The sequence below is a fragment of the Massilibacteroides sp. genome, from assembly GCF_028705895.1.
In the GTDB taxonomy this organism is placed as follows: domain Bacteria; phylum Bacteroidota; class Bacteroidia; order Bacteroidales; family Tannerellaceae; genus Massilibacteroides.
The window spans coordinates 1-25,316 of the sequence record NZ_JAQWCQ010000055.1 but is presented as its reverse complement, the minus strand read 5'-3'; the positions used below and the strand labels follow the sequence as shown (position 1 = coordinate 25,316).

The 25,316-nt window shown below is 39.7% G+C and carries 21 protein-coding genes; 11 read left to right on the top strand and 10 right to left on the bottom strand.

Annotated elements, in window-relative coordinates; translation table 11 throughout:
- Positions 1-104 precede the first annotated feature (104 nt).
- Complete coding sequence (locus tag PHT93_RS12575; RefSeq protein WP_300243521.1) at positions 105-2,243, bottom strand: S9 family peptidase; 2,139 nt, start codon at positions 2,241-2,243, stop codon at positions 105-107.
- A 141-nt stretch (positions 2,244-2,384) separates the two neighbouring features.
- On the opposite strand from PHT93_RS12575, the gene PHT93_RS12570 reads away from it, so the two are divergent.
- The gene (locus PHT93_RS12570; RefSeq protein WP_300243519.1) at positions 2,385-3,749 is read left to right on the top strand and encodes a Gfo/Idh/MocA family oxidoreductase; all 1,365 of its coding nucleotides are present in this window, start codon (positions 2,385-2,387) and stop codon (positions 3,747-3,749) included.
- Between the two features lie 22 nt (positions 3,750-3,771).
- Here the strand turns inward: PHT93_RS12570 and PHT93_RS12565 are convergent, their stop codons facing one another.
- Both PHT93_RS12565 and PHT93_RS12560 read right to left on the bottom strand, forming a co-directional pair.
- Positions 3,772-4,125, bottom strand: a complete 354-nt coding sequence (locus PHT93_RS12565) for a hypothetical protein (protein ID WP_300243516.1) — start codon at positions 4,123-4,125, stop codon at positions 3,772-3,774.
- A gap of 2 nt (positions 4,126-4,127) precedes the next feature.
- Positions 4,128-4,685 carry a sigma-70 family RNA polymerase sigma factor gene (locus PHT93_RS12560; RefSeq protein WP_300243514.1) on the bottom strand — a complete coding sequence of 186 codons (558 nt, stop codon included), beginning with the start codon at positions 4,683-4,685 and terminating at the stop codon, positions 4,128-4,130.
- A gap of 152 nt (positions 4,686-4,837) precedes the next feature.
- Between PHT93_RS12560 and PHT93_RS12555 the strand changes: the two genes are divergently transcribed.
- Entirely contained in the window at positions 4,838-5,254 is a 417-nt protein-coding gene (locus tag PHT93_RS12555) for a DUF6249 domain-containing protein (RefSeq protein WP_300243512.1), read from the top strand.
- A 59-nt stretch (positions 5,255-5,313) separates the two neighbouring features.
- Here the strand turns inward: PHT93_RS12555 and PHT93_RS12550 are convergent, their stop codons facing one another.
- From PHT93_RS12550 to aroQ, 5 genes are read right to left on the bottom strand one after another with little or no spacing between them, the layout of a single operon-like run.
- Positions 5,314-6,537, bottom strand: a complete 1,224-nt coding sequence (locus PHT93_RS12550; protein WP_300243509.1) for an FtsX-like permease family protein — start codon at positions 6,535-6,537, stop codon at positions 5,314-5,316.
- Between the two features lie 16 nt (positions 6,538-6,553).
- A complete protein-coding gene (gene rbfA / locus PHT93_RS12545) occupies positions 6,554-6,886 on the bottom strand; it encodes a 30S ribosome-binding factor RbfA (RefSeq protein WP_300243506.1) in 333 nt (110 codons plus the stop codon).
- A gap of 6 nt (positions 6,887-6,892) precedes the next feature.
- Positions 6,893-7,528 carry a class I SAM-dependent methyltransferase gene (locus PHT93_RS12540; protein ID WP_300243503.1) on the bottom strand — a complete coding sequence of 212 codons (636 nt, stop codon included), beginning with the start codon at positions 7,526-7,528 and terminating at the stop codon, positions 6,893-6,895.
- Positions 7,528-8,988 (bottom strand): pyruvate kinase, encoded by a 1,461-nt coding sequence (gene pyk / locus PHT93_RS12535; protein ID WP_300243501.1) that lies wholly within the window; start codon positions 8,986-8,988, stop codon positions 7,528-7,530. The genes PHT93_RS12540 and pyk overlap by 1 nt, the downstream gene beginning before the upstream one ends.
- A 55-nt stretch (positions 8,989-9,043) precedes the next feature.
- The gene (gene aroQ / locus PHT93_RS12530; protein ID WP_300243498.1) at positions 9,044-9,460 is read right to left on the bottom strand and encodes a type II 3-dehydroquinate dehydratase; all 417 of its coding nucleotides are present in this window, start codon (positions 9,458-9,460) and stop codon (positions 9,044-9,046) included.
- A 104-nt stretch (positions 9,461-9,564) separates the two neighbouring features.
- On the opposite strand from aroQ, the gene xerD reads away from it, so the two are divergent.
- A complete protein-coding gene (gene xerD / locus PHT93_RS12525; protein ID WP_300243496.1) occupies positions 9,565-10,470 on the top strand; it encodes a site-specific tyrosine recombinase XerD in 906 nt (301 codons plus the stop codon).
- 120 nt (positions 10,471-10,590) lie between these two features.
- Here xerD and PHT93_RS12520 read toward each other — a convergent pair whose 3' ends face one another.
- Positions 10,591-11,994 (bottom strand): sialate O-acetylesterase, encoded by a 1,404-nt coding sequence (locus tag PHT93_RS12520; RefSeq protein ID WP_300243494.1) that lies wholly within the window; start codon positions 11,992-11,994, stop codon positions 10,591-10,593.
- Between the two features lie 423 nt (positions 11,995-12,417).
- On the opposite strand from PHT93_RS12520, the gene pckA reads away from it, so the two are divergent.
- The 7 genes from pckA (at position 12,418) to PHT93_RS12485 (ending at position 22,438) form a co-directional block, all read left to right on the top strand.
- Complete coding sequence (gene pckA / locus PHT93_RS12515; protein ID WP_300243492.1) at positions 12,418-14,025, top strand: phosphoenolpyruvate carboxykinase (ATP); 1,608 nt, start codon at positions 12,418-12,420, stop codon at positions 14,023-14,025.
- Positions 14,026-14,178: 153 nt separating this feature from the next.
- Complete coding sequence (locus PHT93_RS12510) at positions 14,179-15,285, top strand: TlpA disulfide reductase family protein (RefSeq protein WP_300243490.1); 1,107 nt, start codon at positions 14,179-14,181, stop codon at positions 15,283-15,285.
- A gap of 24 nt (positions 15,286-15,309) precedes the next feature.
- Positions 15,310-16,848 (top strand): YifB family Mg chelatase-like AAA ATPase, encoded by a 1,539-nt coding sequence (locus PHT93_RS12505; protein ID WP_300243488.1) that lies wholly within the window; start codon positions 15,310-15,312, stop codon positions 16,846-16,848.
- Positions 16,849-16,919: 71 nt separating this feature from the next.
- Positions 16,920-18,959, top strand: a complete 2,040-nt coding sequence (gene metG, locus PHT93_RS12500) for a methionine--tRNA ligase (RefSeq protein WP_300243486.1) — start codon at positions 16,920-16,922, stop codon at positions 18,957-18,959.
- 18 nt (positions 18,960-18,977) lie between these two features.
- Positions 18,978-20,123 carry a DegT/DnrJ/EryC1/StrS family aminotransferase gene (locus PHT93_RS12495; protein WP_300243484.1) on the top strand — a complete coding sequence of 382 codons (1,146 nt, stop codon included), beginning with the start codon at positions 18,978-18,980 and terminating at the stop codon, positions 20,121-20,123.
- A gap of 9 nt (positions 20,124-20,132) precedes the next feature.
- On the top strand, positions 20,133-21,155 hold the full coding sequence (locus tag PHT93_RS12490) for a Gfo/Idh/MocA family oxidoreductase (protein WP_300243482.1): 1,023 nt from the start codon (positions 20,133-20,135) through the stop codon (positions 21,153-21,155).
- Positions 21,156-21,646: 491 nt separating this feature from the next.
- Positions 21,647-22,438 carry a hypothetical protein gene (locus PHT93_RS12485; protein WP_300243480.1) on the top strand — a complete coding sequence of 264 codons (792 nt, stop codon included), beginning with the start codon at positions 21,647-21,649 and terminating at the stop codon, positions 22,436-22,438.
- Between the two features lie 187 nt (positions 22,439-22,625).
- On the opposite strand, the gene PHT93_RS12480 is transcribed toward PHT93_RS12485, so the two are convergent.
- Positions 22,626-24,566 (bottom strand): glycoside hydrolase family 97 protein, encoded by a 1,941-nt coding sequence (locus PHT93_RS12480; protein ID WP_300243478.1) that lies wholly within the window; start codon positions 24,564-24,566, stop codon positions 22,626-22,628.
- Positions 24,567-24,749: 183 nt separating this feature from the next.
- On the opposite strand from PHT93_RS12480, the gene PHT93_RS12475 reads away from it, so the two are divergent.
- Positions 24,750-24,956: a hypothetical protein gene (locus PHT93_RS12475; RefSeq protein ID WP_300243476.1), complete on the top strand. Its 207-nt coding sequence runs from the start codon at positions 24,750-24,752 to the stop codon at positions 24,954-24,956.
- Positions 24,957-25,316: the final 360 nt, after the last annotated feature.

Genomic DNA, 25,316 nt, shown 5'->3' with positions numbered 1-25,316 from the left:
AAATATAATTAAAAAAACATAAAAAATAACACACAACACTTCTCAAAGAAGATAGTTTGTGTGTTATTTTATAACGAAAGGGGCTTAAGGCCTACCGGTTTAGCCTATTGGGCAATACCTTCTAATGAAAAGAAAAAAGCGTATTCCAATGCTATATCTTTAAGATAATCAAAGCGTCCGCTTGCACCTCCATGTCCGAAATCCATATTTGTCTTTAGTAAAAGAATGTTATTATCGGTCTTCATTTCGCGTAATTTCGCAACCCATTTCGCCGGTTCGAAATATTGTACCTGACTATCATGGAGTCCGGTTGTGACCAGCATATTTGGATAATCCTTTTTCTCAATATTTTCGTATGGGCTATAGCTTTTTATATAAAGATAAGCTTCTTTCTCTTTGGGATTTCCCCATTCATCAAACTCATTCGTTGTTAAAGGGATACTTTCATCTAACATCGTATTAACGACATCAACAAAAGGAACAGCCGCAATGACACCGTGCCATAACAGTGGAGCCATGTTCACTACGGCACCCATCAACAAACCTCCTGCACTACCTCCTTCTGCATAGAGATGCTCCGGACTGGTATATTTTTCTTTTATCAAGAACTCAGCACAGTCGATAAAATCGGTAAATGTATTTTTTTTCTTCATTAATTTACCATCCTCATACCATTGTCGTCCCATTTCCTGACCACCACGAATATGAGCTATTGCGTAAGTGAAACCACGATTCAGCAAGCTTAGCCTGTTACTGCTGAATGAAGCATCCATGCTTGCCCCGTAACTTCCATAACCATATAACAACAAAGGCGTTTTACCATTACGTTCACTTCCTTTCTTGTAAACTAACGAAATAGGTATCTTCGTTCCGTCTTCGGCTGTAGCATAAATCCGCTCTGCCTGATAGTCTTCACTATTATATCCGCCTAATACTTCACGTTGTTTAAGTAACGTCTTCTCCTGAGTTACCATATTATAATCATAAGTAGAGCTTGGCGTAGTAAGTGAGGTATATCCATAACGAACTGTTTCCGTATCGTATTCGGGGTTGGAAGATGTATAAGCCATATAGGTCGGTTCGCCGAAATCAATATAATAATCCTTATTATCTGCTCGGTTGATAACGCGGAACTGTACTAATCCTTCTTTGCGTTCCTCCACGACAAGGAAGTTTTTGAATTCATCCACACTTTCGATCAGCACATCTTCACGATGAGGAATTACTTCAGTCCAATGATCAACTCCGGTTGCTGTAATCGGGGTTTTCATCAACCGGAAATTAACAGCATCTTTATTTGTCAGCACAAGAAACTCGTCTTCCAATGGAATTACATCATAAAGAACGTCTTTCATCCTTGGTTGAAAAGATTTAAACGAATCAGTCGGTTTGGAAGCATCCAACAAGAAGACTTCGGAAGAAAGCGTAGCCTGAGAATAGATCATAATATATTTATCATTCTTACTCTTTCCCACTCCAATATAATTGGTATTATCTGTTTCCGTATAAACTGTTTCATCTTTGGCGGCATCTGTTCCCAGAACATGTCGTTTGATTTTTTCCGACAGAAGTGTTTTTTCATTCTTTGAGGTATAGAAAAGCGTTTTATTATCGTTTGCCCATACCGAACCTCCGGTTGTATTTGTTATTGCATCCGAAAAAGTCTCTCCTGTTTCTAAATTTTTTATGTAAATCGTATATTGTCTGCGACTTACATTATCCACGCCATAAGCCATCAATTTGTTGTCCGGACTAATAGAAAAACCTCCTGCAGCATAATAAGCGTGCCCATCAGCCATCGCATCAACATCAAGCAGAACTTCTTCGGGCGCATCTAATGTTCCTTTCTTCCGGCAATATTTATAATACTCCTTTCCTTCTTCCGTACGTGTATAATAGAAATAGCCATTTTTAAATACCGGAACACTCTCATCTTTTTCTTTGATGCGTGCTTTCATTTCCTGAAACAAAGCTTCCTGAAAACCTTTTGTGTTACTCATCACCGTATCCACATACTCATTTTCTGCTTTTAAATAATCCAGCACCAATGTACTATCCGGTCCTTTTCCGAAATAATCATACATCCAATAGTAATTATCCACAACCGTGTCGTCGTGAATCGTTCTAACATGTTCTTTTTTTACAGCAACAGGTGGTGTTGCTTCTTTAAAAATTTCTTTTTTATTTTTCACACATCCCATAATCATGAATAAACTTAACACGAAAAAAACAATCTTTTTCATCTTTCGTAATATTAAAATGTAAAATAGTTAAACAAAAGTAGATATTAATCGCTGATTTTGTTGACTTTAAAAAATATTTTTGTTGTATCTTGTTCAAAAATAAAAACCAATAATACGAAAATGAAAAATCATCTTAAATCTATGTCCAGAAGAAACTTTCTGGCTTCAACAGGCGTTATTGCCGGAACTGCATTAATTAAGCCGAAGGATTTAAAGGCTGTGACTCTTGAACAGTCAAATGCTCCGGCAAAAAAATTAAAGGTAGCGCTTATTGGCACCGGTTCTCGCGGTTGCGGTATGTGGGGGCGGGATCTTATGAAACGTTATTCAGAGCAACTCGAATTTGTCGGTCTCTGCGACATCAATCAAGGTCGTTTAGCCTTTGCTAAGGAATATATCGGAACAGACTGTCCGTCTTTTACTGATTTTGAAAAGATGATGATTGAGACTAAGCCGGAGCTGCTGATTGTAACAACGGTGGATGCAACACATCATGAGTTTATTATCCGGGGTATGGAATTAGGAGCAAATGTCCTGACTGAAAAACCAATGACTATTGATGAACAAAAGGTACAAGCAATCATTGACGCTGAAAAAAGAACGGGGAAGACTTGTCGTATAACGTTTAACTATCGTTATTCTCCGCATCGAGCTAAAATATGGGAACTTCTTCAGGCGAATGAAATCGGAGAAGTTACTTCGGTTGACTTCCACTGGTATTTAGACACATCTCATGGGGCTGATTATTTCCGGCGTTGGCATCGCCTGACGGAGAAAAGTGGGTCGCTTTGGGTACATAAGGCAAGTCATCATTTTGACCTGCTAAACTGGTGGATTGACAGTGATCCGGAAACTGTTTACGGATTAGGGGCATTGGAATTTTATGGTAAGAATGGAAAGTTCCGCGCAGAGAACTGTCGCACTTGTCCACATACCAAAGAGTGTAACTTCTATTGGGATGTAACCAAAAATGATTATTATAAAAAGATATATGTAAACAACGAGAAATATGATGGCTACCTGCGTGATGGATGTGTGTTTAAGAACGATGCAAATATTTTCGATAAAATGGCCGCAAGTATCAAATACAAAAATGGCGTACAGGTTTCTTATTCTTTAACGGCTTATTCACCTTATGAAGGATATCGGATAGCTTTCAACGGCACAAAAGGACGGATAGATGCGTGGATACAAGAGTCAAGGCCGGTGAGTGATATTAACTACGATGAGATCATACTTTTTAAAAATTTCGGAAAACGAGAATATATTCATATTCCTCATGGTACTTCGGGGCATGGAGGAGGAGATGCGTTATTGCAAGATCAGATATTCGTTCCTAACACCCCTGATCCTATGAAACAATGCGCCGGTATTCGCGATGGTGCGTTAGCTTGTCTTGTTGGTATAGCTGCCCGTAAGAGCATCGAAAGTGGTCAGCCGGTAAACATAGCCGATCTGACTTCAATTAAGCCGGAGAAAAACAAGAAATATACAAGAATACTATAACAGAACAGATAAGCTGACTGTCTCATTTTGAATGCTTCTCATTAAAACGTTTGCGGAATTTATAATCGGCAATAAGTAGAAGAGAAACCAGACCTCCTATATACAAATAGAAAGGAACGGTAGAGAAATCAGGAATACGAAATTCTCTTGGAGAAATTTTAAGGAACGAAAGGGCAAGAATACCCAATATAAGAATAATAGCTGCAATGGAAATCGTAATCAACAAGCCCTTCCGTTCTTCCTGTTTCTCCTGGCAAACGGCCTCTTGTTTTATTTTTTGCATCATGCTTACGCGGAAATTATCCGGTAGCTGTTTTTCAGGCAAACGGGAAAATAGTTCCCTGAGTACATCGTTATTTCTCTTGGTCGTATGCATAACTATTCTTCTTTCATTTGTGTTAATATAACGTATAGCTTCTTTCGGATTCGATGTAATTTTGTTTTTACATTCGTCAGACTCAATCCGGTTATTCCTGCAATCTCTTCTATCGTTTTATTCTCCATATAGAATAAAAGAACGATCCCTCTTTCTTCAGAAGGCAGTAAATCCAAAGCCTTCTCTAACTGGCAATATCGCTCCTCCTGATTGCTGTCACCATAAAATTCAATAAGATCTTCTTCAGTCGTATTATTCAACAGGTTTTCTTCAATCGCCAAAAACTCCTGTTTCTTTTTTCGCATAGCAGAGACTACAGTGTTGTAAGCGATCCTGTACAGCCAGGTGGAAAAACTACTATCTCCTTTAAATCCCGACAAACTTCGGAAAACTTTCAGAAATACATCTTGTGTCAATTCTTCCGCATCTTCCTTGTTGTTGACCATCCTATAGATCAAAGAATATACCGAACGACTATATTTGTCTAAAATACAGGCAAAACTGGCAGTATCACCTTCCTGCACTCTTCGGATATAGTATGTATCGGTATATAGCTCCATTGTTTATATATATGGACGCAAGTTTAGTCAGGAAGTTACACTCAAGAAGATAAAAGTACAAAATAAATATATTTTACGGCCAACTGTAACCTTATCAAAACCAATGCGTCAAAATAGCAAACGAACAATTAAACATTTTAAATAGTACAGCTATGATGGATTTTATTAGTATGCCGCTTACAGTTGCGATTGTATTTGCTGCGATTTATGGAGTTTTTGAACTTTTTGTTCGCAAAAACGAACGTCTTGCGATAATTGAAAAGCTAAGTGAGAAGATAGATCCTTCACTTATTGAAGGTAAGTTTCGTCTCCCTGGTTTCGGAGGAAATTTCTCTTTCAGTGCCCTAAAAGCAGGAGCCTTATTAGCCGGTGTCGGATTAGGTTTGTTGATTGGTTTTTTCATCAATTGGGCAATGATGCAGAGTCCTGTTTACACAAATGAACACTGGTTCCGCAACGATATGGTTGCTGTTGCTTATGGAGCGTCAGTTTTATTATTTGGAGGTATAGGACTAATTGTCGCTTTCGTTCTTGAGCTAAAGATCAGCAAGAAGCAGATAAAAGAATAAGTTGTAAATTTTTATTTTTCAGTTTTCAGGGAGAATGTGTCGAAGCCACGTTCTCCTTGTTATTTTATCCACCGCTTACCCAAATGATAGACTGAATACCAGGCAGCAAGAAAGCCTATTAACAAAACGGTGATCAAAACAACGACAACGTCTCCAAATAAAACCAGTACGGGGTAAGCTTCAATAATGAAAGCATCGGCTCCCGCACCGAATTTGATAATACCAAATGCTTGCTGAAGTAAGCAAAGTGTCACCCCGATTACTAATCCTATCCCCCCTCCTACGCTGGAGATCATCCAGCCTTCGAACAGGAAGATTTTCCGAATCAGGTTGTTATCAGCTCCAAGATTGCGCAATGTCCGTACATCGTCTTTCTTTTCAATCATCAACATAGCCAATGAACCAACCACATTAAAGAGAGCAATTAATAAAATAAAACACAAGATCATGAAGATCATCCATTTTTCAACAGACATCATTTTAAATGCAGCAGCTTGCTGCTCTTCTCTGTCCTGAACAAGAAATCCCTGCCCCATAATCCGGCTGATTTTTTCTTTTGCCACGTTAACATCGACCTTATCGTTTAGTTTAATCTCCAATGCGGATATCTCATCTTCATAATCGAATAAAGAACGTGCCAGATCAAGAGAAACAATCATATAATTATCATCATAAACTTGCTGATTGATGCTAAACACGGACGTGATATAGGCATATCCTATATTTAATGAAGAGGCAGGATTAGCTATATTTATTTTTTCATTTCGTTTGGGAGCATAAATTTCCATTGGAGTAGAAAATCCGGTCTTTATTCCAAGAAAATAAGCCAGCCCAATTCCAAGCGTAGCATAATCCACCACGTCTTCTCTGAGTTTAAACTCTCCGTCAATCAGGGTGTTTTCAATATTTATTTGTTTAGCGTATCCGGCATCTACACCTTTAAGTACGGCTACCATCTGACGATTATTGTATTTTATCAGTGCGTTATCTTGCAGCACCTCACTCAACAGAAACACTTCCGGCAAAGCTTTCAGCTCTTCCATCTTCTGGGGTGAAGGGGTAAATACTTTTCCCGTCTGCGGGATTATTCTTAGCTGCGGATCAAAGTCACTAAACAGAGAAGCAATCAGGCTACTGAATCCATTCATGACTGACATAACGCAGACAAGAGCTATGGTAACCACCATCACGCCACAAACAGATACCATAGAGATGATATTAATAGCGTTGTGTGATTTTTTTGAAATCAGGTAACGCCGGGCAATATGGAATGGTAGATTCAAAACAATTCAGCTACGGTTATTTGAGCAGTTTGTCTATTTTTTCAATATAGTCAAGCGAATCATCAATATAAAAAGCCAATTCCGGAATCTTGCGTAATTGCAGACGTACACGTTGTCCGAGGTCATAACGGATAGCTTTCGTATTAGTCCGGATGGCTTCTAATAATTCCGGGGCTTTATCAGAAGGGAAGATACTTAAATAAGCCTTGGCGATGCTGAGATCCGGACTGACACGAACCACACTCACGGAAACAAGTGTCCCCGGCATACCCTGCGTTTGTTTCTGGAATATATCACCCAGTTCTTTTTGTATCAATCTTCCTATCTTACTTAATCTTGTACTTTCCATATCTTTTTATTTTTTCCATATCATTGTCAGCCCGTCACGAAGTGGTAAAATCACTTTTTCCACTCGTCGGTCATTCTTGATCTTTTCATTAAATTCCAAAATTCCGATCGTTTGTTTATCGGAAGCCATTGGCTTTTCCAAGACTTTACCATCCCACAATGTGTTATCAGCCAGAATGAGTCCACCTTTTCTCACCTTTGGAAACACAAGATCGTAATAATCCGAATACAAACGTTTATCTGCATCAATAAACACGAGATCAAAGAGTTCATCAAATGTCGGGATCAGCTCCATTGCATCTCCGAAATGAACTTTTATTTTCTCCCGGTCAGGAGAACAAGACAAATACTTCTGTATAAAGTCTTCCATCTCGTCATTTATCTCTACAGTATGGATCAGCGCATCATCAGCAAGCCCTTCAGCCATACACAACGTTGCATAAGCCGTATAGGTACCGATTTCCAGAACACGCCGGGGAGCCAGCATACGGCAGAACATTTTTAGTATTCTGCCTTGCAGATGCCCCGAAAGCATTCTCGGACGCAATAGATTCACATTCGCATCACGACATAAACCCGAAAGCAATTCGCCTTCTTCATCCATGTGTGACAAAATATATGCCTCTATCGACGTCTGGTCCATTATTTCTTATCTTCGCTGAATGTCGGCAGCGAATATCTGTCTTTCGCACTCAACACCTTTCCGACATTATTAATTTCAAGAAACGAGGTTCCTCCGCCTTCTCCGAAACTTCCACTAAGATAAGCAAACATATCATTACTTGTCAGACGACCACTTTTCTTCAATTCATTCAATGCTTCGAAGAAATAATCACGTCGGCTATCGTTCCAAGGCTGATATGCCGCCCAAACACCATACGACAAAGCTAACAGGCGCATTACCCGTTCGTTGTAACAGATTGCATACACTGTTGATGTTCCACGAAAAGCAGCCAGATAGCGGGCGGTTCTTCCCGAATAGCTATCAGTTACAATCGCTTTCACATGAAGTTTGGAAGATGTTTTCACCGCTTGTTTAGCTAAATAGGAGGTAACATCCAGGTCATTCCCTTCAATCGGCACACGTATATCGTTTGCTGCTAATTTTGTTTTTTCGGCTTCGCGGGCAACTTTCGTCATTGTTTGAACGGCTTCAAGCGGATACTTGCCGTAAGCTGTTTCGCCGCTCAACATCAACGCATCCGTACGGTAATAGATCGCATTGGCAATATCTGTAACCTCTGCACGAGTTGGACGAGGATTATTAATCATCGAATGCAACATTTGCGTAGCTACGATTACCGGCTTTTTCACTTCCACACATTTACGGATAATAACACGTTGTATTCCCGGAATCTTTTCAGCAGGCACTTCAATACCTAAGTCACCTCTGGCAATCATTATACCGTAAGCAACCTCCAGTATTTCATCAATATTATCGACTCCCTCCTGATTCTCAATCTTTGCAATAATCTTAATTGGACTGTTATGTTCATCCAATATGCGCTGTATATCTAACACATCTTGTTTGTTACGAACAAAAGAGTGAGCGATAAAATCCAAATCATTCTCTATACAATAAAGGATATTCTTCCGGTCTTTTTCAGTTAAAGAAGGCAGATTAATACGCACACCAGGTACGTTTACACTCTTACGACTACCTAAGGTTGAATCGTTTTCCACTTCGCAAATCAGATGATCAGCATGCTTTTCAATCACCTTTAAGTCAAGGTCACCGTCATCAATCAGCATTTCGCTACCGACATTCATATCGTTCACAAAATTAGCATATGATACGCTGATACATTCATGCGTAGTTTCCAGATTCGGATCACCGACAACTTTAACTAATTCTTTTGTTTTAAATTCAATCGGTTCTTTAGATACCGTTGTACGGACTTCCGGCCCTTTTGTATCCATTAAAATCGCAATACGGTTTGAAACCGCCCGCGTATTACCAACTACACGATTAAACCCTTCTTCATTCATGTGCGCAGAGTTCAAACGCACAACATTCATTCCGGCTTTATACAATGAATCAATAAAATTCACATCACATCGCTGGTCTGAAATAGTAGCAACAATCTTCGTATGCTTTAACATATACCTAATAAAATAAATTTAATCAAATACTTTTTATTTAACACCGCATTATCAATTACTGAAAAGCTTCTATAGCAAGGCGGTATGAATTCATTCCAAAGCCAAGGATCACTCCTTTGCAAGCGGCCGAGATAACAGATACGTGCCGAAAAGCTTCACGTGCATGTACATTTGAGATATGCACCTCTATTACGGGAGTATTAACCGCTTTTATCGCATCGTGCAACGCAATTGATGTATGCGTGTATGCTCCGGCATTCAATATGATTCCGTCAAAGGAAAATCCAACTTCATGAATCTTATTTATCAATTCTCCTTCAATATTACTCTGATAATAAGAAATTTCACAGAGTGGATATAAACCGCGCAGTTCATTCAGATAAGCCTCAAACGAAGTATTTCCATAAACTGTTGGTTCTCTTTTACCCAGCAGATTGAGGTTAGGCCCGTTAATAATCTGAATTTTCTTCATTCTAATGTAAGTTTACTACCTTTGCTTCCTGTTCTTTTTAGGAAAAAATACGAGACAAAGGTAATGATTTTATTTGATTCATTAATATAGTAGGCGCGTAAACAATGGAACAGCATATAGATATTGTCAATAAATACAAATTATACCTTCAGTTGGAAAAGGCATTGTCTGAAAATTCAATAGAGGCATACCTGACTGATCTGGACAAATTATTACAGTATATCTATGCGGAGAATAAGGATTACAAAACGATAACCTACAATGACCTGCAACATTTTGTAGCCACCCTGCGTGATCTGGGAATTCATCCGCGCTCGCAAGCAAGAGTTATCTCCGGAATAAAATCGTTCTACCGTTATTTGCTTTTGGATGAATACATCAGCATTGATCCGACAGAGCTGCTTGAAGCTCCCAAAATCGGGATGAAAATACCTGAAGTTCTTTCTGTAAACGAGATAAACAGCATATTAGACACGATTGATCTGTCTAAAGCTGAAGGACAGCGCAATCGCGCTATACTTGAAGTGCTTTATAGTTGCGGCCTGCGGGTATCTGAACTGACTTCTCTTCGTTATTCGGATGTTTATTTTGAAGAAGGATTTATCCGCGTACAAGGAAAAGGGAGCAAACAACGGCTTGTCCCGATCTCGGATACCGCGATAAAAGAAATCAAGAACTATCTCTACGACCGCAATCTGATTCCAATAAAAAAAGGATTTGAAGACATTCTTTTCCTGAGCAGAAGAGGAACAGCCTTGTCACGCATCATGGTGTTTCATATAATCAAGGAGCAAACAGAATTAGCGGGCGTCAAGAAGAATGTCAGTCCACATACTTTCCGCCATTCTTTTGCAACTCACCTGCTTGAAGGAGGAGCAAACCTGCGCGCCATACAGGAAATGCTGGGGCATGAGAATATAGTTACGACAGAAATATACACTCATATCGACAGGGAATTTCTTCGTCGTGAAATATTAGAACATCATCCACGAAGTAAGTCCCGTGATTAATACGTTTTCTTATTTCTTATTTCTTTTTCCATATCTGTGGTAAAACTTTATCATATCTGTGGAAAAGTTTTACCACAGTTATAGAAAAACTTTGCGACAATTATAGGAAAACGTTTTTTGTTATTCCGCAAATTCATCTGTACGGAAAGGAGAAACCGGTAGTCCTTCGTTTGTGTAAAGATTTCCGATAGACGTGTTATCAAAAAGAAAACGAACCGCCACCGGCTTTTTCACCTGTGGGGCAGAAACAATGACTGTCTTCCCGTCTATCTTCACTTTAGCGGGCACAAATTGCTTATCTTCACCGGCTATCATAAAACCGGTAATCTTTTTATCTGAACATTTTAAGCCACTCGATACATGATCAAACAAAATCCGAATCTTATTTTTTTCAATTTTCATTGATTGATAAGCCGGACTTTGATAACTAATATTTTCTTTATTGTAATTCTTTGCTAATGCCCAGTTTGCAAGTCGCTGCCCCACATCCTGTTTATTCTTCGGGTGAATATTCTTCACATCATCTACCAAGTCCCAAAGAACAACCATACCTGTATTAGGATAGCTTGCAGTTTTCTCTTGCTGTTCACGAACTAAATAGGCTTTATCCTGTTCTCCATATTGATAAGGAGCGATCTGTACGAAATAGAATGGGATCTCTTTTTTGAAGCCCTCTCTCCAGCTTTTAATCAAGGTTCGCATCAGTAGATCATAAGTTGAGGTTTGCCCAACTGCCGCATTCGATTCTCCCTGATACCATATAGCACCTGCAACACCATACGGCATTAGCGGATGGATCATTGAATTATAGCATCTGCCGGGAATTTTAGGCCACCAGTCAAACTCTGCCCGAACCTGGCTCGCTTTTTCCAGTTCAGGGTTTTTCATCACATTATTGTAAGGAACCCACACTTCTGCCGGAGTTCCACCCCAAGCACTCACAATCAGTCCGATAGGCACATCCAAGTCTTTCTGCAGACTCCGTCCGAAAAAATAAGCAATTGCACTTGTCTTACGCATGGTCTCGGGCGTACAAACTTCCCAAGATGCCAGACAATTTTCCTGAAGAGATTCAGAGCCAACCTTGGGCACATGATAAAAACGAATATTCGGGTAATCTGCCGCTGCTGCTTCCGCCTCACCATTTAATATTCCGTGGTTTACACTCCATTCCATATTGGACTGTCCACTACACAACCAAACCTCGCCAAGGAGAATATTTTTCAATTCGGTTTTCTCCCCATCAGATGCAGTAATTATATAAGGGCCTCCTTCTTTGCTTGTTTGTACCTCGACAGACCAAAATGACTGATTGTCTGATTTAACCACCATTGTATCGGACGGATTCCAGCTACACACTAAAGACACATTACCTCCGGGATTTGCCCACCCCCAGATAGCAACCTTACTATTCCTCTGCAATACCATATTGTCAGTAAAGACAGAAGCAAACTTCACTTTTGCTTCACTTAAAGAAGCAATACATACGAAAATAAAAAGCAAATAAACAAATCGTGTTCTCATGGTTCTTCGATAAATTCAAAACAGGCTCTAAATTAATAAATATAATTTGACAAAAAACGACATCCGTTTTTTCTTTTTACGCCTATTGTCATTTTATTAATCAAACATTGCGTAAAAAGAGTCTATCAGCATTTTAACGCACTGATAAACAATGTATTTATTTAAACCCCAATATCATTTCAGTATTGTCGTTTTTTCGCAAAACAAACTACAATTTGTTGCTCAAAATCTAAATATGGGTTAAAATAAGGCCTATTAGAGAAAAATTTCTCCAATTAGTATTTTCTTTCGGTATTTTGTACTACATTTGTTGCGTGGTTAACAAGGCGGATATTGAACGCCAATCCGTACCGTTGAGGTACGCATAATTTTGAGAGATAGAGAAAAGTTATATAAGTAGTAATTAATTAAATTAAAAGCGTAATGGCTAATTTAGATTTAAGCAAGTACGGAATTACGGGAGTTACCGAAATCGTTCATAATCCGTCTTACGACGTACTTTTCGCAGAAGAGACCAAAGCCGGTTTGGAAGGTTTTGAAAAAGGTCAAGTAACAGAACTAGGTGCAGTAAACGTAATGACAGGTGTTTACACAGGTCGTTCACCAAAAGACAAGTTTTTTGTTATGGACGAAGTTAGTAAAAACTCTGTTTGGTGGACTTCTGATGATTACAAAAACGACAACAAACCTGTTGACGCAAAATGCTGGAAAGCAGTGAAGGAATTAGCAACAAAAGAATTATCAGACAAAAAATTATTCGTTGTTGATACATTCTGTGGAGCTAACCCGGGCACTCGTCAAAAATTCCGTTTCATTATGGAAGTGGCATGGCAGGCACATTTCGTAACCAACATGTTTATTCGCCCAACAGCTGAAGAACTGGCAAATTACGGTGAACCTGACTTCGTTATCATGAACGCTTCTAAAGCTAAAGTTGATAATTTCAAAGAATTAGGACTAAACTCTGAAACGGCTGTCGTATTCAACCTAACAGAAAAAATCCAGGTTATCCTGAATACTTGGTATGGTGGTGAAATGAAGAAAGGTATGTTCTCTTACATGAACTACTTATTACCTCTTAAAGGTATGGCTTCTATGCACTGTTCAGCAAACACAGACAAAGAAGGCAAATCAACAGCTATTTTCTTTGGCCTTTCCGGTACAGGTAAAACTACGTTATCAACAGATCCAAAACGTTTGTTAATTGGTGATGACGAACACGGATGGGATAACGAAGGTGTATTCAACTTCGAAGGTGGTTGCTACGCTAAGGTTATCAACTTAGATAAAGAAAGTGAACCAGACATCTACAAAGCGATCAAACGCGACGCTCTTCTTGAGAACGTTACTGTTGCTGCTGATGGTAAAATTGACTTTACAGATAAGAGCGTAACTGAAAACACGCGTGTTTCTTATCCGATCTATCATATTGAAAACATCGTTAAACCGGTATCTAAAGGGCCTCACGCTAAACAAGTGATCTTCCTTTCTGCTGATGCATTCGGTGTATTGCCTCCGGTATCTATTCTTACTCCGGAACAAACTAAGTATTACTTCCTTTCAGGATTTACTGCAAAATTAGCAGGAACAGAACGTGGTATTACTGAACCTACACCTACATTCTCTGCTTGTTTCGGCGCTGCTTTCCTTAGCTTACACCCAACAAAATATGGTGAAGAATTAGTAAAGAAAATGGAAAAATCCGGTGCTAAGGCATACTTGGTAAATACAGGTTGGAACGGAAGCGGAAAACGTATTTCTATCAAAGATACTCGTGGTATTATCGACGCTATTCTTGATGGTTCTATCGACAAGGCTCCAACAAAAACTATTCCTTATTTTGATTTTGTTGTACCAACAGAATTACCAGGAGTTGATCCTAAAATTCTTGATCCTCGTGATACTTATGCTGACGCATCGGCATGGGACACTAAGGCTAAAGACTTGGCTGCACGTTTCATCAAAAACTTCTCTAAGTTTGAAGGTAACGAAGCAGGAAAAGCGCTTGTTGCATTTGGCCCGAAATTATAATTCGAATACAGATATAATTTTACAAAAAGTAGCTTCGGAGTTTTCCGGAGCTACTTTTTTATTTACACATATAAGTATTTCTTTCCCCGAGCCCCATTTGTTAAATATTATTTATATCTTTACTCCCCATATATAAATGATAAAATAAAAGGAGTGTTGAAGAATTTTTTCCTCGTATTTACTCTTCTCTTTTATCTTTGTTCCTGTGGTAGTAACGCAGTATATAAGATTGAAGGTAAGCTGACGAATCTGGAAGATCCGTTGGTTTATATTGTGTATGAAGGTAGCGGAGATAATATAATGGACTCTATAACCTGCACTACTCCGGGGCAGTTTAACTTCGAACTGAATCAGGAAGGATTTAACACGGCAACTCTTTTCTTTGAAAATAAGACAAAGCATGTAACCGTATTTCTTGAACCACAACAGAAAGCATCCATTACAGGAAATATAAAATATCCCTTACTTCTTCAGGTTAAAGGTAGCCGCATAAATGAAAAGCTTTCATCATTTTATAAGAGTATCTCGTCGTTAATAAAAGAAGAGACTGACCTTTATGATATTCTGACAACTCAGGAAACATCGACAGGAGGAGATACTGATATAGCAGCGAAGCTGACAAATGTAAGACATCAGATTGAAGAATCTGTTCTTTCTTTCATCTGTGACAATCCTAAAGAAGAAGCGTCGGCTGTTCTCATTCAATCCTATTTTATTATTCCGGACGATACAAGGAAGTTAGATGAACTGCTGGCTGTTCTTGATCCTCAGATTGCCGATTTCTATTTAATAAAAGATTTATCGGAATACAGCAACCGGGCTAAACGTACGGCCTTAGGCGCAGAAGCTCCGGGATTTTCTGTAAGAAATGTCTATGGAAAACCGTTTACGCTCGATTCGCTGACTGCCGACTACAAGTTACTCGCGTTCATTGCTCCCTGGTGCGAGATGTGCCAAACGGATATTCTTCATTTGGACAAAGTAGCAACGGAATACAAAAAAAAGAGTCTGGATATTTTGCTGATCAGCTTAGATGATGACCCCAAAGAGGTGAGAGATTTTTTAAAGAAAGATACGATCCAATGGAATATAGTAACGGATTCTGCAAATCAGGCGGCAGTATTATTTGATCTTTATAATATAAATATATTGCCTCGTTGCTTCCTGATTGATGAAAACAACAAAATAATACTCAAAACCGATAACGGCGTGGAAATCACGCAAACACTTGCCAACCTTTTAGGCGACAACAAAAAATAGATTAATTAAACCATTCCTTAACTTATGCTTGTAAAATCTTATGCCGCTGCAGTGCAGGGCATCTCAGCTACCATTGTAACCATTGAAGTTAATTGCACAAAAGGGATTCAGTTCTTTTTGGTAGGATTACCCGATGTCGCAGTACGGGAAAGTCACGAACGCATTATTTCTGCTCTACAGGTTAGCGGTTATAAATTTCCGAGAAATCGTATTGTGGTAAATATGGCTCCGGCGGATATTCGCAAAGAGGGTTCCGCATACGACCTGCCATTGGCTCTCGGAATCCTTGCCGCAGCAGAGGAAATAGACTCCGAACGTTTGGAACATTATATGATGATGGGAGAACTCTCCTTAGACGGAAGTCTCCAACCCGTAAAAGGAGTGCTTCCCATTGCTATTAAGGCAAAAGAAGAAGGATTCAAGGGGCTTATCGTACCAAAACAAAATGCACGCGAGGCAGCGGTAGTTGATAATCTGGAAGTCTATGGAGTAGAAACGATCAAAGAAGTAATTGAGTTTATCAACAAGAAAAAAGAACTTGAACAAACGATTGTCAACACGCGCGAAGAATTTTACAAACAACAAGAAAATTATGAGCTTGACTTCTCGGATGTACGCGGACAGGAAAATGTAAAACGGGCGTTAGAAGTAGCCGCTGCAGGAGGCCATAATTTATTAATGATCGGTGCACCGGGAAGCGGCAAGTCCATGTTGGCCAAACGCTTGCCTTCCATCCTACCGCCCTTCACTCTACAAGAATCATTAGAAACAACCAAGATACACTCAGTAGCCGGTAAAATAGATAAAGAAACATCTCTGATGATTCAACGACCATTCCGGTCTCCGCATCACTCCATATCCGGAGTTGCTTTAGTTGGAGGAGGAGCCTTCCCTCAACCCGGAGAAATCAGCTTAGCTCATAATGGTATTTTATTTCTCGATGAACTTCCGGAGTTTGGCAGGAACGTGCTCGAAGTGATGCGTCAACCATTAGAAGATCGTTGCATTACGATATCTCGCGCACGCTTCACGATCGATTATCCTGCAGGCTTTATGCTTATTGCGTCGATGAACCCTTGCCCTTGCGGTTTTTACAATCACCCGGACCGTCCTTGCTTGTGTTCTCCCGGAGCTGTTCAGAAATATATGAATCGCATTTCGGGTCCGTTGCTTGACAGAATCGATATCCAAATAGAGATCGTGCCTGTTCCTTTTGATAAAATCTCAGAACAACGTCCGTCCGAGCCAAGCAATGCTGTTCGCGAACGGGTGATTCGTGCTCGCCTGATACAGGAGAAACGTTTTGAAGATTATGAAGGGATTCATTGCAATGCGCAGATGAGCACGAAACTATTACATAAATATGCTTGTCCGGATGAAGCAGGGTTGGCGTTATTAAAAAACGCAATGAATAAGCTCAGCTTATCGGCCAGAGCATATGATCGCATTCTAAAAGTTTCTCGCACAATAGCTGACTTGGAAGGTCATGAAAAAATAGAAGCACGTCACCTGGCTGAAGCGATTAATTATAGAAGCTTGGACAGGGAAAGCTGGGGGATGTAGAAAGTCACTTTACCGGCATCACTATTGGCAAAAAAAACATACCTTTGTGTCTCAAAAAGATAACAAAAAGTATGGAGAAACAATTCAAGAGAACGCTAATAACAACAGCTTTACCCTACGCGAATGGGCCTGTTCACATCGGGCATTTAGCCGGCGTTTACGTACCTGCCGATATTTATGCACGTTACCTTCGTTTGAAAGGAGAGGATGTTTTAATGATCGGGGGGTCGGACGAGCATGGGGTGCCTATTACTATTCGTGCTAAAAAGGAAGGGATTACACCGCAGGATGTGGTAGATCGTTTTCACGCAATTATTAAGCAGTCTTTTGAAGATTTCGGTATCACATTCGATATTTATTCCCGTACTACTTCTGCAACTCACAGACAAGTTGCATCGGATTTCTTCCGCAAATTATATGACAAAGGCGAATTTATTGAAAAAACAAGCGAACAATATTACGACGAGGAAGCTAAACAGTTTCTGGCTGACCGATACATAACAGGAACTTGTCCGCATTGCAAAAACGAGCATGCGTATGGAGATCAGTGTGAAGCCTGTGGGACATCACTTAGCCCTACCGATCTGATCAATCCTAAATCCACAATAAGCGGAAGTGTGCCTGTAATGAAAGAAACCAAACACTGGTATCTTCCGTTAGACAAGCACGAGCCATTCTTACGCAAATGGATATTAGAAGATCATAAAGAATGGAAGCCTAATGTTTACGGACAGTGTAAAAGCTGGTTAGACATGGGACTACAGCCACGCGCCGTAAGTCGTGATTTGGACTGGGGTATTCCTGTCCCCGTAGAAGGGGCGGAAGGGAAAGTTCTTTATGTCTGGTTTGATGCACCTATCGGTTATATTTCCAACACGAAAGAATTACTTCCTGATAGCTGGGAAACCTGGTGGAAAGATCCGGAAACCAAGATCGTCCATTTTATCGGGAAAGACAATATTGTTTTTCATTGCATCGTTTTTCCGTCTATGCTCAAAGCAGAAGGCTCATTTTGTCTTCCGGAAAATGTACCGGCAAATGAATTCCTGAATCTGGAAGGAGACAAGATCTCGACTTCACGAAATTGGGCTGTCTGGTTGCATGAATACTTAGTAGATATGCCGGGAAAACAGGATGTACTTCGTTATGTTTTAACGGCTAATGCTCCGGAAACAAAAGACAATGATTTTACATGGAAAGACTTTCAGGCTCGTAACAACAACGAATTGGTTGCCATTCTGGGTAATTTCATCAACAGAGCGTTAGTCTTGACCGAAAAATATTTTAACGGAAAAGTACCGGCCGCCGGCGAGTTGACGGACTATGATCGTGAAACTTTAAACGATTTCGTTAACGTAAAAGCAGATGTTGAACGTTTGTTAGACACCTATCATTTCCGTGATGCACAAAAAGAAGCCATGAACTTAGCTCGTATAGGCAATAAATATCTGGCAGATACTGAGCCCTGGAAATTAGCCAAAACGGACATGGAACGTGTAGCAACGATTCTGAATATTTCATTACAGATTGTAGCAAACTTAGCTATTGCATTTGAACCTTTCCTCCCTTTCAGCATGGAGAGACTAAACAAGATGCTGAATGTTGAGCCTTTAGGCTGGGATCGCTTAGGATCAACAGATCTTCTGCCTGCAGGACATCAATTAGGGAAAACAGAACTTTTATTTGAAAAGATAGAAGATGATGTAATAGAAGCTCAGGTACAGAAGCTACTCGACACTAAGAAAGCAAATGAAGAAGCAAATCACAAGGCAAATCCTATTCGCGAAAATATTGAATTTGATGATTTTACTAAATTGGATATCCGTGTAGGTACCGTGTTGGAATGCTCAAAAGTCCCGAAAGCTGACAAGTTATTACAGTTCAAGATCGACGACGGTCTTGAAACGAGAACGATTGTTTCCGGAATTGCGAAATATTACGCACCTGAGGAACTGATAGGGAAACAGGTTTGCTTCATCGCCAACCTTGCTCCAAGAAAGCTAAAAGGTATTGTATCTGAAGGAATGATTCTTTCTGCAGAAAATGCAGATGGAACATTAGCTATAGTCTCTCCGGAGAAGGTTGTAAAACCCGGAAGCGAAGTAAAATAACAACTGACTTTTCAACTAATGTCTGAAACTAACATACAAATGGTCGATTTGAAGCGCCAGTATCATCACTTGAAAAAGGAGATCGATACCGCCCTCTTATCGGTTGCAGAAAGTGGAGCATACATAAACGGCTCGCAGGTTAACGATTTTGCGGATGAACTGGCTAAGTATTTAGCCGTCCCTTATGTCATCCCTTGTGCGAATGGAACCGATGCGCTACAAATAGCCCTGATGGCACTTCAACTAAAACCAGGCGATGAGGTTATCGTACCTGCTTTCACATATGCTGCCGCAGCTGAAGCTGTTGCACTTCTCGGCTTAGTACCGGTTCCGGTTGATATAGATCCTAAGACATTCAACATGGATGCTTCGAAGATCGAAATGGTTATCACAAGACAAACAAAAGCAATCATTGCGGTTCATTTGTTTGGACAAGTTTGTGATATGGAAAAAATTCTGACAATCGTCAAACGATACAAACTTTTCCTGATCGAAGATAACGCACAGTCCACAGGAAGTGAATACATCTTTAGTGATGGAACCAGAAAAAAAGCCGGAACTATTGGCGACATCGGTACAACATCGTTCTTTCCTACTAAACCATTAGCTTGTTTTGGAGACGGCGGAGCATTAATCACATCCAATCCGGACTTAGCCAAACGCTGCCGGATGATCGCATCGCACGGACAAGAACAGAAGTATCAACATAAAATAATAGGATGCAATTCCCGTTTAGATACCATACAGGCGGCAATACTTCGTATAAAGCTAAAATATATGGATGCTTTCACGGCTGCTCGTGTGGAAATAGCAAAAAGGTATCAAGAGCATCTTGACTTTGTCAACAATATAAAGATACCTCAAACAGCAGCCTTTTCCACTCATGTGTATCATCAATATACCATTCTTGTGCAAGAGGAGAAGCGGGATGATTTACAGTTGTGGTTAAAAGAGAAGGGAATTCCTACTATCATTTACTATCCTTTCCCCATACACCATCAGGAAGCGTTTAAGTGGTGCATACGTATTGCTATGGAACTGACAGAAGCAGAAAAGGTCTGCAAATCGGTTTTATCGCTCCCCATTCACTCGGGAATGACAGAAGATGAGCAAATGTATATTATTAATTCTATTAAAGAAGGATTAGCGGCCATACGCAAATAATATTCAGATATGGAAGAAAAAAAGAAAATACGTTTTGCCGTAGTAGGTTGTGGTCATATCGGCAAACGTCATGCGGAAATGATTACACGTGAGGAAGGAGCTGAACTCGTAGCATTATGTGATATCCGCCCTCAGGATGAATTAAATTTAGGGGCTTACGATGCACCTTTTTTTTCTTCTATCTCTGCATTGCTCTCTTCAGACTTAACCATCGATGTTATCAACATCTGCACGCCAAACGGATTACATGCAGTAATGGCTATTGAGGCAATCGAAAAAGGATGCCATGTTGTATTAGAAAAACCGATGGCACTAAGTCTGACAGATGCTGAAAAAATAGTTTACACGTCTTTAAAGCATAGCAAGCAGGTCTTTTGCGTGATGCAAAACCGATATTCCCCACCCTCAGTCTGGATCAAACAGATGGTGGAAAGTGGCAAGTTAGGCAAAATCTTCATGGTGCAACTCAATTGCTATTGGAATCGTGACGAACGATATTACAAGCAGGGAAGCTGGCATGGTAATGCCGGATTAGACGGCGGTACTTTATTTACCCAGTTTTCTCACTTTATTGACATTTTATATTGGCTGTTCGGAGATATCTGTAATATTCAAGCTCGCTTTTCAGACTTTAACCACCAGGATTTAACAGATTTTGAAGATTCCGGTTTAGTCACATTCGATTTCGTAAACGGAGGGATAGGCAGCCTTAACTATTCTACTTCTGTGTGGGATAAGAACTTGGAAAGCAGTATGCTGATTGTAGCAGAAAATGGAAGTGTAAAGATTGGAGGGCAATATATGAATGAAGTCTCCTATTGTCATATCAAGGACTATACAATGCCAGAACTCGCCCCTACAAATCCGGGCAACGACTATGGTCCATATAAAGGTTCGGCTCAAAATCATAACTTCGTGATCCGTAACGTAGTAAACGTCCTATCCGGCCATTCGGAAGAGACCATAACGACTAATGTACTGGAAGGAATGAAAGTAGTTGACATAATTCAGCGTATATACGCAAACAAATAAAGCATTAAACATTTTTCCTGAATCTAATTAGCGTTTATTATATGTTTGAAAACATTAATTAGCACTTTAACTATTGACAAAGTCAAAGAAACCCGTACCTTTGTTTCGTGGTTTTTTCATAATAGTATTAGATTTAAGGTTAACAAAGTTGATTAGGGGTTGTCGTGAGACAGCCTTTAATTGTTTTTAGGAGGTTCGTATTTACTACACAAAGAATTCTCCTTCATTTTGTCTTTCAGGATCAGCGTATAAGCATTCACATTCCCGATGTCAACAACAGGCCTTTTGTCAAAAGATATTTACTGCACTTATTCTCATTTGAATACATTAAATAAAAGAAGGATTACTACTGACCGAATAAAAGTCCGATAAAAAAAGGCTACTTTTATTGAGCACAAATACAAATCATTTTTTTATGTAGATTTGTACTTTCTATTATTAACGAAGATGCATTATATTAATACATCTTATTTATTAAACTATTATTTATCATGAAGTCTCTATTTTATTGCTTTTTATTGTTTTTACCTCTTGGTATATTATCTTGTAGTAGTGATGATAACAATTCCAATGGTTCTGAAATTAAAATTGATGTACCGGGGGAAATCTCAGGGTTAGGCAATGACCGAGGAGAGCTAACCGGCACTAAATTTGAATTGCCTGAAGGGATTAAACTAAACCAGGAAATTGTTGGGTACCCATCAAGAGTTTTAGGCAGTTATGCTAGCTCAAGAGCCAGTGATAACAATATCAACCTTGATTACATTGAACAATTTATATTCGATTATCTTCTGAAAATGATGAAGGACGGAGAAAAATATGACATAGCTATAGGTAGTGGCTATGCTGTTCCGATATTTATTGTTCTGGAGAATACAACAGACAAAGATATTAAAGTCACTTTCCCTGCGGGATTAATAGTCAAATCTCAAAATTGGGAAGCCCAGTATGGTCTCTTAACGAAGAAAACGGAGTTTACAGCTCCGGCGAAAGAACGCCTAAGAGTGTTGTTATTTATGCATTGCTGCCATTTGGGAATAGTCAATCCGACAACAGCAAATAAGTTAGAGTGGGGTGTTGTTTCTAATTCATCGCTTCTGTTGGAGATATGCGACATAGTAGCTAACAAAAAAATTAATTATGAAGAATTTGGGTCATTATCTAAACAGTATTTCAAGCAAGCCTACTATATACAGGAACGGATTTGGGATTTAACCAATCGCGGAACGGCCTTAACAGAGGAACATAAGACATACTTGAAACAGCTTCCAGACAGTAAATAATCCTCATCGTTAAAAGTAGGTAATCCTAACACACAAACGACTTACTCATTAATATACGAGATTTTTTATTTTATGAAATCACTCCTTTTTATATTTTCTGTTCCACTCGGTGAATACCGAGTGGTTCTTTTTTTTATATTTTCACTACCCTAATCTGCGATATCTGATTCCTTTCTATTATCACGACTTACCGGGTAAAGACAATGCCTCCGTTCTCCGGAATCATGAACGACAGAGTTCCGTCTTTTCCTATTCCCAGAGTTTCCTTGTACGTTTCGCCGAATTTATTGTCTGCATACTTTATTATTTCCTGACCGGCAAACATGGGAAGATTCACCTTTAGCTTCAACGTTTTTTTTGTCGCGTTAATTCCTGCCACGTACCATGTCTCACCATGACGACGCGCCAGTACGCAATACTTACCCGGATAACCATCGATGAATTGCACTTCATCCCATGTTGTTGGAACTTCTTTCATAAAATCAATCGCAGCTTCCGGAGCATCTTCCAGATTATTCGGGGCGATGGCAAACATCTGTACGGCGCTTTGAAAAAGAACAGCCGTCGCTATCTGAAATGTAGTAGAAGTCCTACGGATAGAACCTCCGTCATTTGTACGGTTGTGTCGCTTATTAAGCAAAACGGGGCCAAATTCCATCGCTCCTACCGCATTGCGGATGAACGGATGCAAAGTAGCACTATAGGCCTCATCATCATTCGCCTTTTGATTAAAGATCAGGTTTTCTGATGCCAACACAGCTTCACTCGCGATGTAATTCGGATACATACGTTCCCAGCCTCTTGGCAACGTACATCCATGGAAAATAATCATCAAGCCATAATCGTTTGCGTCGGAAAGAATATCCTCATAAAGCTTAATAGTCTCCTGTTTGTCTCCGGCAAAGAAATCAACCTTTAATCCTTTTACGCCAATACTTTTCAGCCATTTCATTTCCTTCTTCCTGACAATCGAATTATGCATACGCTGTTTAGCTCCCTGAGGCGCATTGTTCCAGTAACCATTGGAATTATACCACAAAAAGACATCAACGCCTTCTGACTGTGCATATTTACACAGGTCAGGTATCCTATCCGCGCCTATCTGCTTATCCCACAGCCCATCAATCAAGACATATTCATATCCCATAGCCGCAGACAAATCGATATATTTTAGCTGATCATCGTAGTTAACACTGTTATCCTGCCACATAATCCAACTCCAGGTAGAACGTCCGAACCGGTACTCCCGGGAAGGTTCATACAAAGGTTTCACTACATCAAAAGGTACAGTCGTCTCAACAATAGGCTTCAGGTCTGCCCCTACCGTTATCGTGCGCCAAGGCGTTTCTCCCGGCAAACTAATACCCGGAGTAGAGCTTCCCAGTCCATTATTTTCTCCGGGATTCGGATAGGCTATTGTATATAAACCATCTTTTGTTCCTTCAGTTAGATGAGAACCACAATACGCGCTGCTAACTCCTGTTTCGGAAATCAACACCCAGCCATCTTCACCAATATGGAACAATGCAGGAAAAGTATATCCTTCGCCATACCGCGAAGGCGTTCCGAGTGCCTCATCAGGCATATATCCCTCCTCGTAACTTGGCTTCGTTCTTTGCCATCCGATCATCGGCGTTGCCTGAGGGGTTATAAAAGTCGTTGCATAATCGGGGAAATTAAAACCCGTTGCTTCTTTCTTTATCACACAGCAAGCAGTCTCCCCATTTTGCGGTATAACATATCTAAACGCGACATCATTATTGCTCACTCTAAAAATGATTGACAACGGATGCCCTTCAGCGTTTTTCAAAGAATACGTCAATTCCTTTGCCTGATAATGAACAGATGATGACTTAGCCCGCGTCAACGAATACTGCTCATCGATTACTCCCTCCTCCGCATTAACAAAGACCATCGACCCGGAAAAGTCGCCAATGTCTGCCACAAAGCCCAACGGAGAATTTTCAACTAAGGTTTTATCATCATATACCACCGAATACGAAGGCATTCCGTTATTCATGTCAATATTTAAAACCAAACGACCATTGATGGATTTAACAGTTTTATTTTGAGCAACAAGCAAACCACCTGACGTGATAAAGATTAAACAAAAACAAAGTATCCTCATTTGAATTACGATTAGATGTTAACAAATTATTTATAGAACAGTCGGAAAGACCTGAACCCAACGTAAAGATATTCATATTCTTTATGTCAACAACAGGTCTTTTGTTAAAAATGTATTTATTACGCTTATTCGGATACTCGAACAGATTTGAAAATAAAATTTATTCATCTGTATCGGATTTTTATGTTTCAGACAGTAAATAATACGGATCAGGCAAAATATCCGGTTGTTATGGTAATAATCCATCGTGATACATCTATACTGCAAACTGGCATTTTAGAGACCAATGTCATCAACTCAAACTTCTTGCTCCACTTTAGTCTTACTATTCATCGAATAATTCCGGCTGAAAGCCGAGTATATATCAGCCCAACACAACGTGTTGGGTAATAGGACACCCTTCCTTTGCGGCCTGAAAGGACAGTATAAACCTACCCTAACATCTGCTATGTTGCCCCTTCAGGGCGCGAGCCTCGTTCTACATCCTTCCCAACGCGTTGCGTAGGGCTATAATATAGCAGGCTTTCAGCCTTAAAACCAAACTGTATAGCTTAAGTTGATGACATTGGTTTAGAGATTACGCTGAGCAGAGGCTTCCAACAAAATCAATCCCGTTCATATTCTTGATTTACAATACATTAAAATCAATCGAATAGTTTTGATTTTTTGTGTTTTATTTTGACAAATAGATACTTTTTTCGTCCTTTTACTTACGCGTAAAAAAATGTCCATCCTTGTTTTTTGATTTAT

Excerpts from the sequence above, each read along its gene's own strand:
- PHT93_RS12565 (WP_300243516.1), bottom strand. The coding sequence starts at position 4,125 with ATGCATACGACCAAGAGAAATAACGATGTACTCAGGGAACTATTTTCC.
- PHT93_RS12560 (WP_300243514.1), bottom strand. The coding sequence starts at position 4,685 with ATGGAGCTATATACCGATACATACTATATCCGAAGAGTGCAGGAAGGT.
- PHT93_RS12570 (WP_300243519.1), top strand. The coding sequence starts at position 2,385 with ATGTCCAGAAGAAACTTTCTGGCTTCAACAGGCGTTATTGCCGGAACT.
- xerD (WP_300243496.1), top strand. The coding sequence starts at position 9,565 with ATGGAACAGCATATAGATATTGTCAATAAATACAAATTATACCTTCAG.
- aroQ (WP_300243498.1), bottom strand. The coding sequence starts at position 9,460 with ATGAAGAAAATTCAGATTATTAACGGGCCTAACCTCAATCTGCTGGGT.
- pyk (WP_300243501.1), bottom strand. The coding sequence starts at position 8,988 with ATGTTAAAGCATACGAAGATTGTTGCTACTATTTCAGACCAGCGATGT.
- PHT93_RS12485 (WP_300243480.1), top strand. The coding sequence starts at position 21,647 with ATGAAGTCTCTATTTTATTGCTTTTTATTGTTTTTACCTCTTGGTATA.
- PHT93_RS12555 (WP_300243512.1), top strand. The coding sequence starts at position 4,838 with ATGATGGATTTTATTAGTATGCCGCTTACAGTTGCGATTGTATTTGCT.
- PHT93_RS12490 (WP_300243482.1), top strand. The coding sequence starts at position 20,133 with ATGGAAGAAAAAAAGAAAATACGTTTTGCCGTAGTAGGTTGTGGTCAT.
- metG (WP_300243486.1), top strand. The coding sequence starts at position 16,920 with ATGGAGAAACAATTCAAGAGAACGCTAATAACAACAGCTTTACCCTAC.
- PHT93_RS12540 (WP_300243503.1), bottom strand. The coding sequence starts at position 7,528 with ATGGACCAGACGTCGATAGAGGCATATATTTTGTCACACATGGATGAA.
- pckA (WP_300243492.1), top strand. The coding sequence starts at position 12,418 with ATGGCTAATTTAGATTTAAGCAAGTACGGAATTACGGGAGTTACCGAA.
- PHT93_RS12520 (WP_300243494.1), bottom strand. The coding sequence starts at position 11,994 with ATGAGAACACGATTTGTTTATTTGCTTTTTATTTTCGTATGTATTGCT.
- PHT93_RS12475 (WP_300243476.1), top strand. The coding sequence starts at position 24,750 with ATGTTTCAGACAGTAAATAATACGGATCAGGCAAAATATCCGGTTGTT.
- PHT93_RS12495 (WP_300243484.1), top strand. The coding sequence starts at position 18,978 with ATGTCTGAAACTAACATACAAATGGTCGATTTGAAGCGCCAGTATCAT.
- PHT93_RS12505 (WP_300243488.1), top strand. The coding sequence starts at position 15,310 with ATGCTTGTAAAATCTTATGCCGCTGCAGTGCAGGGCATCTCAGCTACC.
- PHT93_RS12480 (WP_300243478.1), bottom strand. The coding sequence starts at position 24,566 with ATGAGGATACTTTGTTTTTGTTTAATCTTTATCACGTCAGGTGGTTTG.
- rbfA (WP_300243506.1), bottom strand. The coding sequence starts at position 6,886 with ATGGAAAGTACAAGATTAAGTAAGATAGGAAGATTGATACAAAAAGAA.
- PHT93_RS12575 (WP_300243521.1), bottom strand. The coding sequence starts at position 2,243 with ATGAAAAAGATTGTTTTTTTCGTGTTAAGTTTATTCATGATTATGGGA.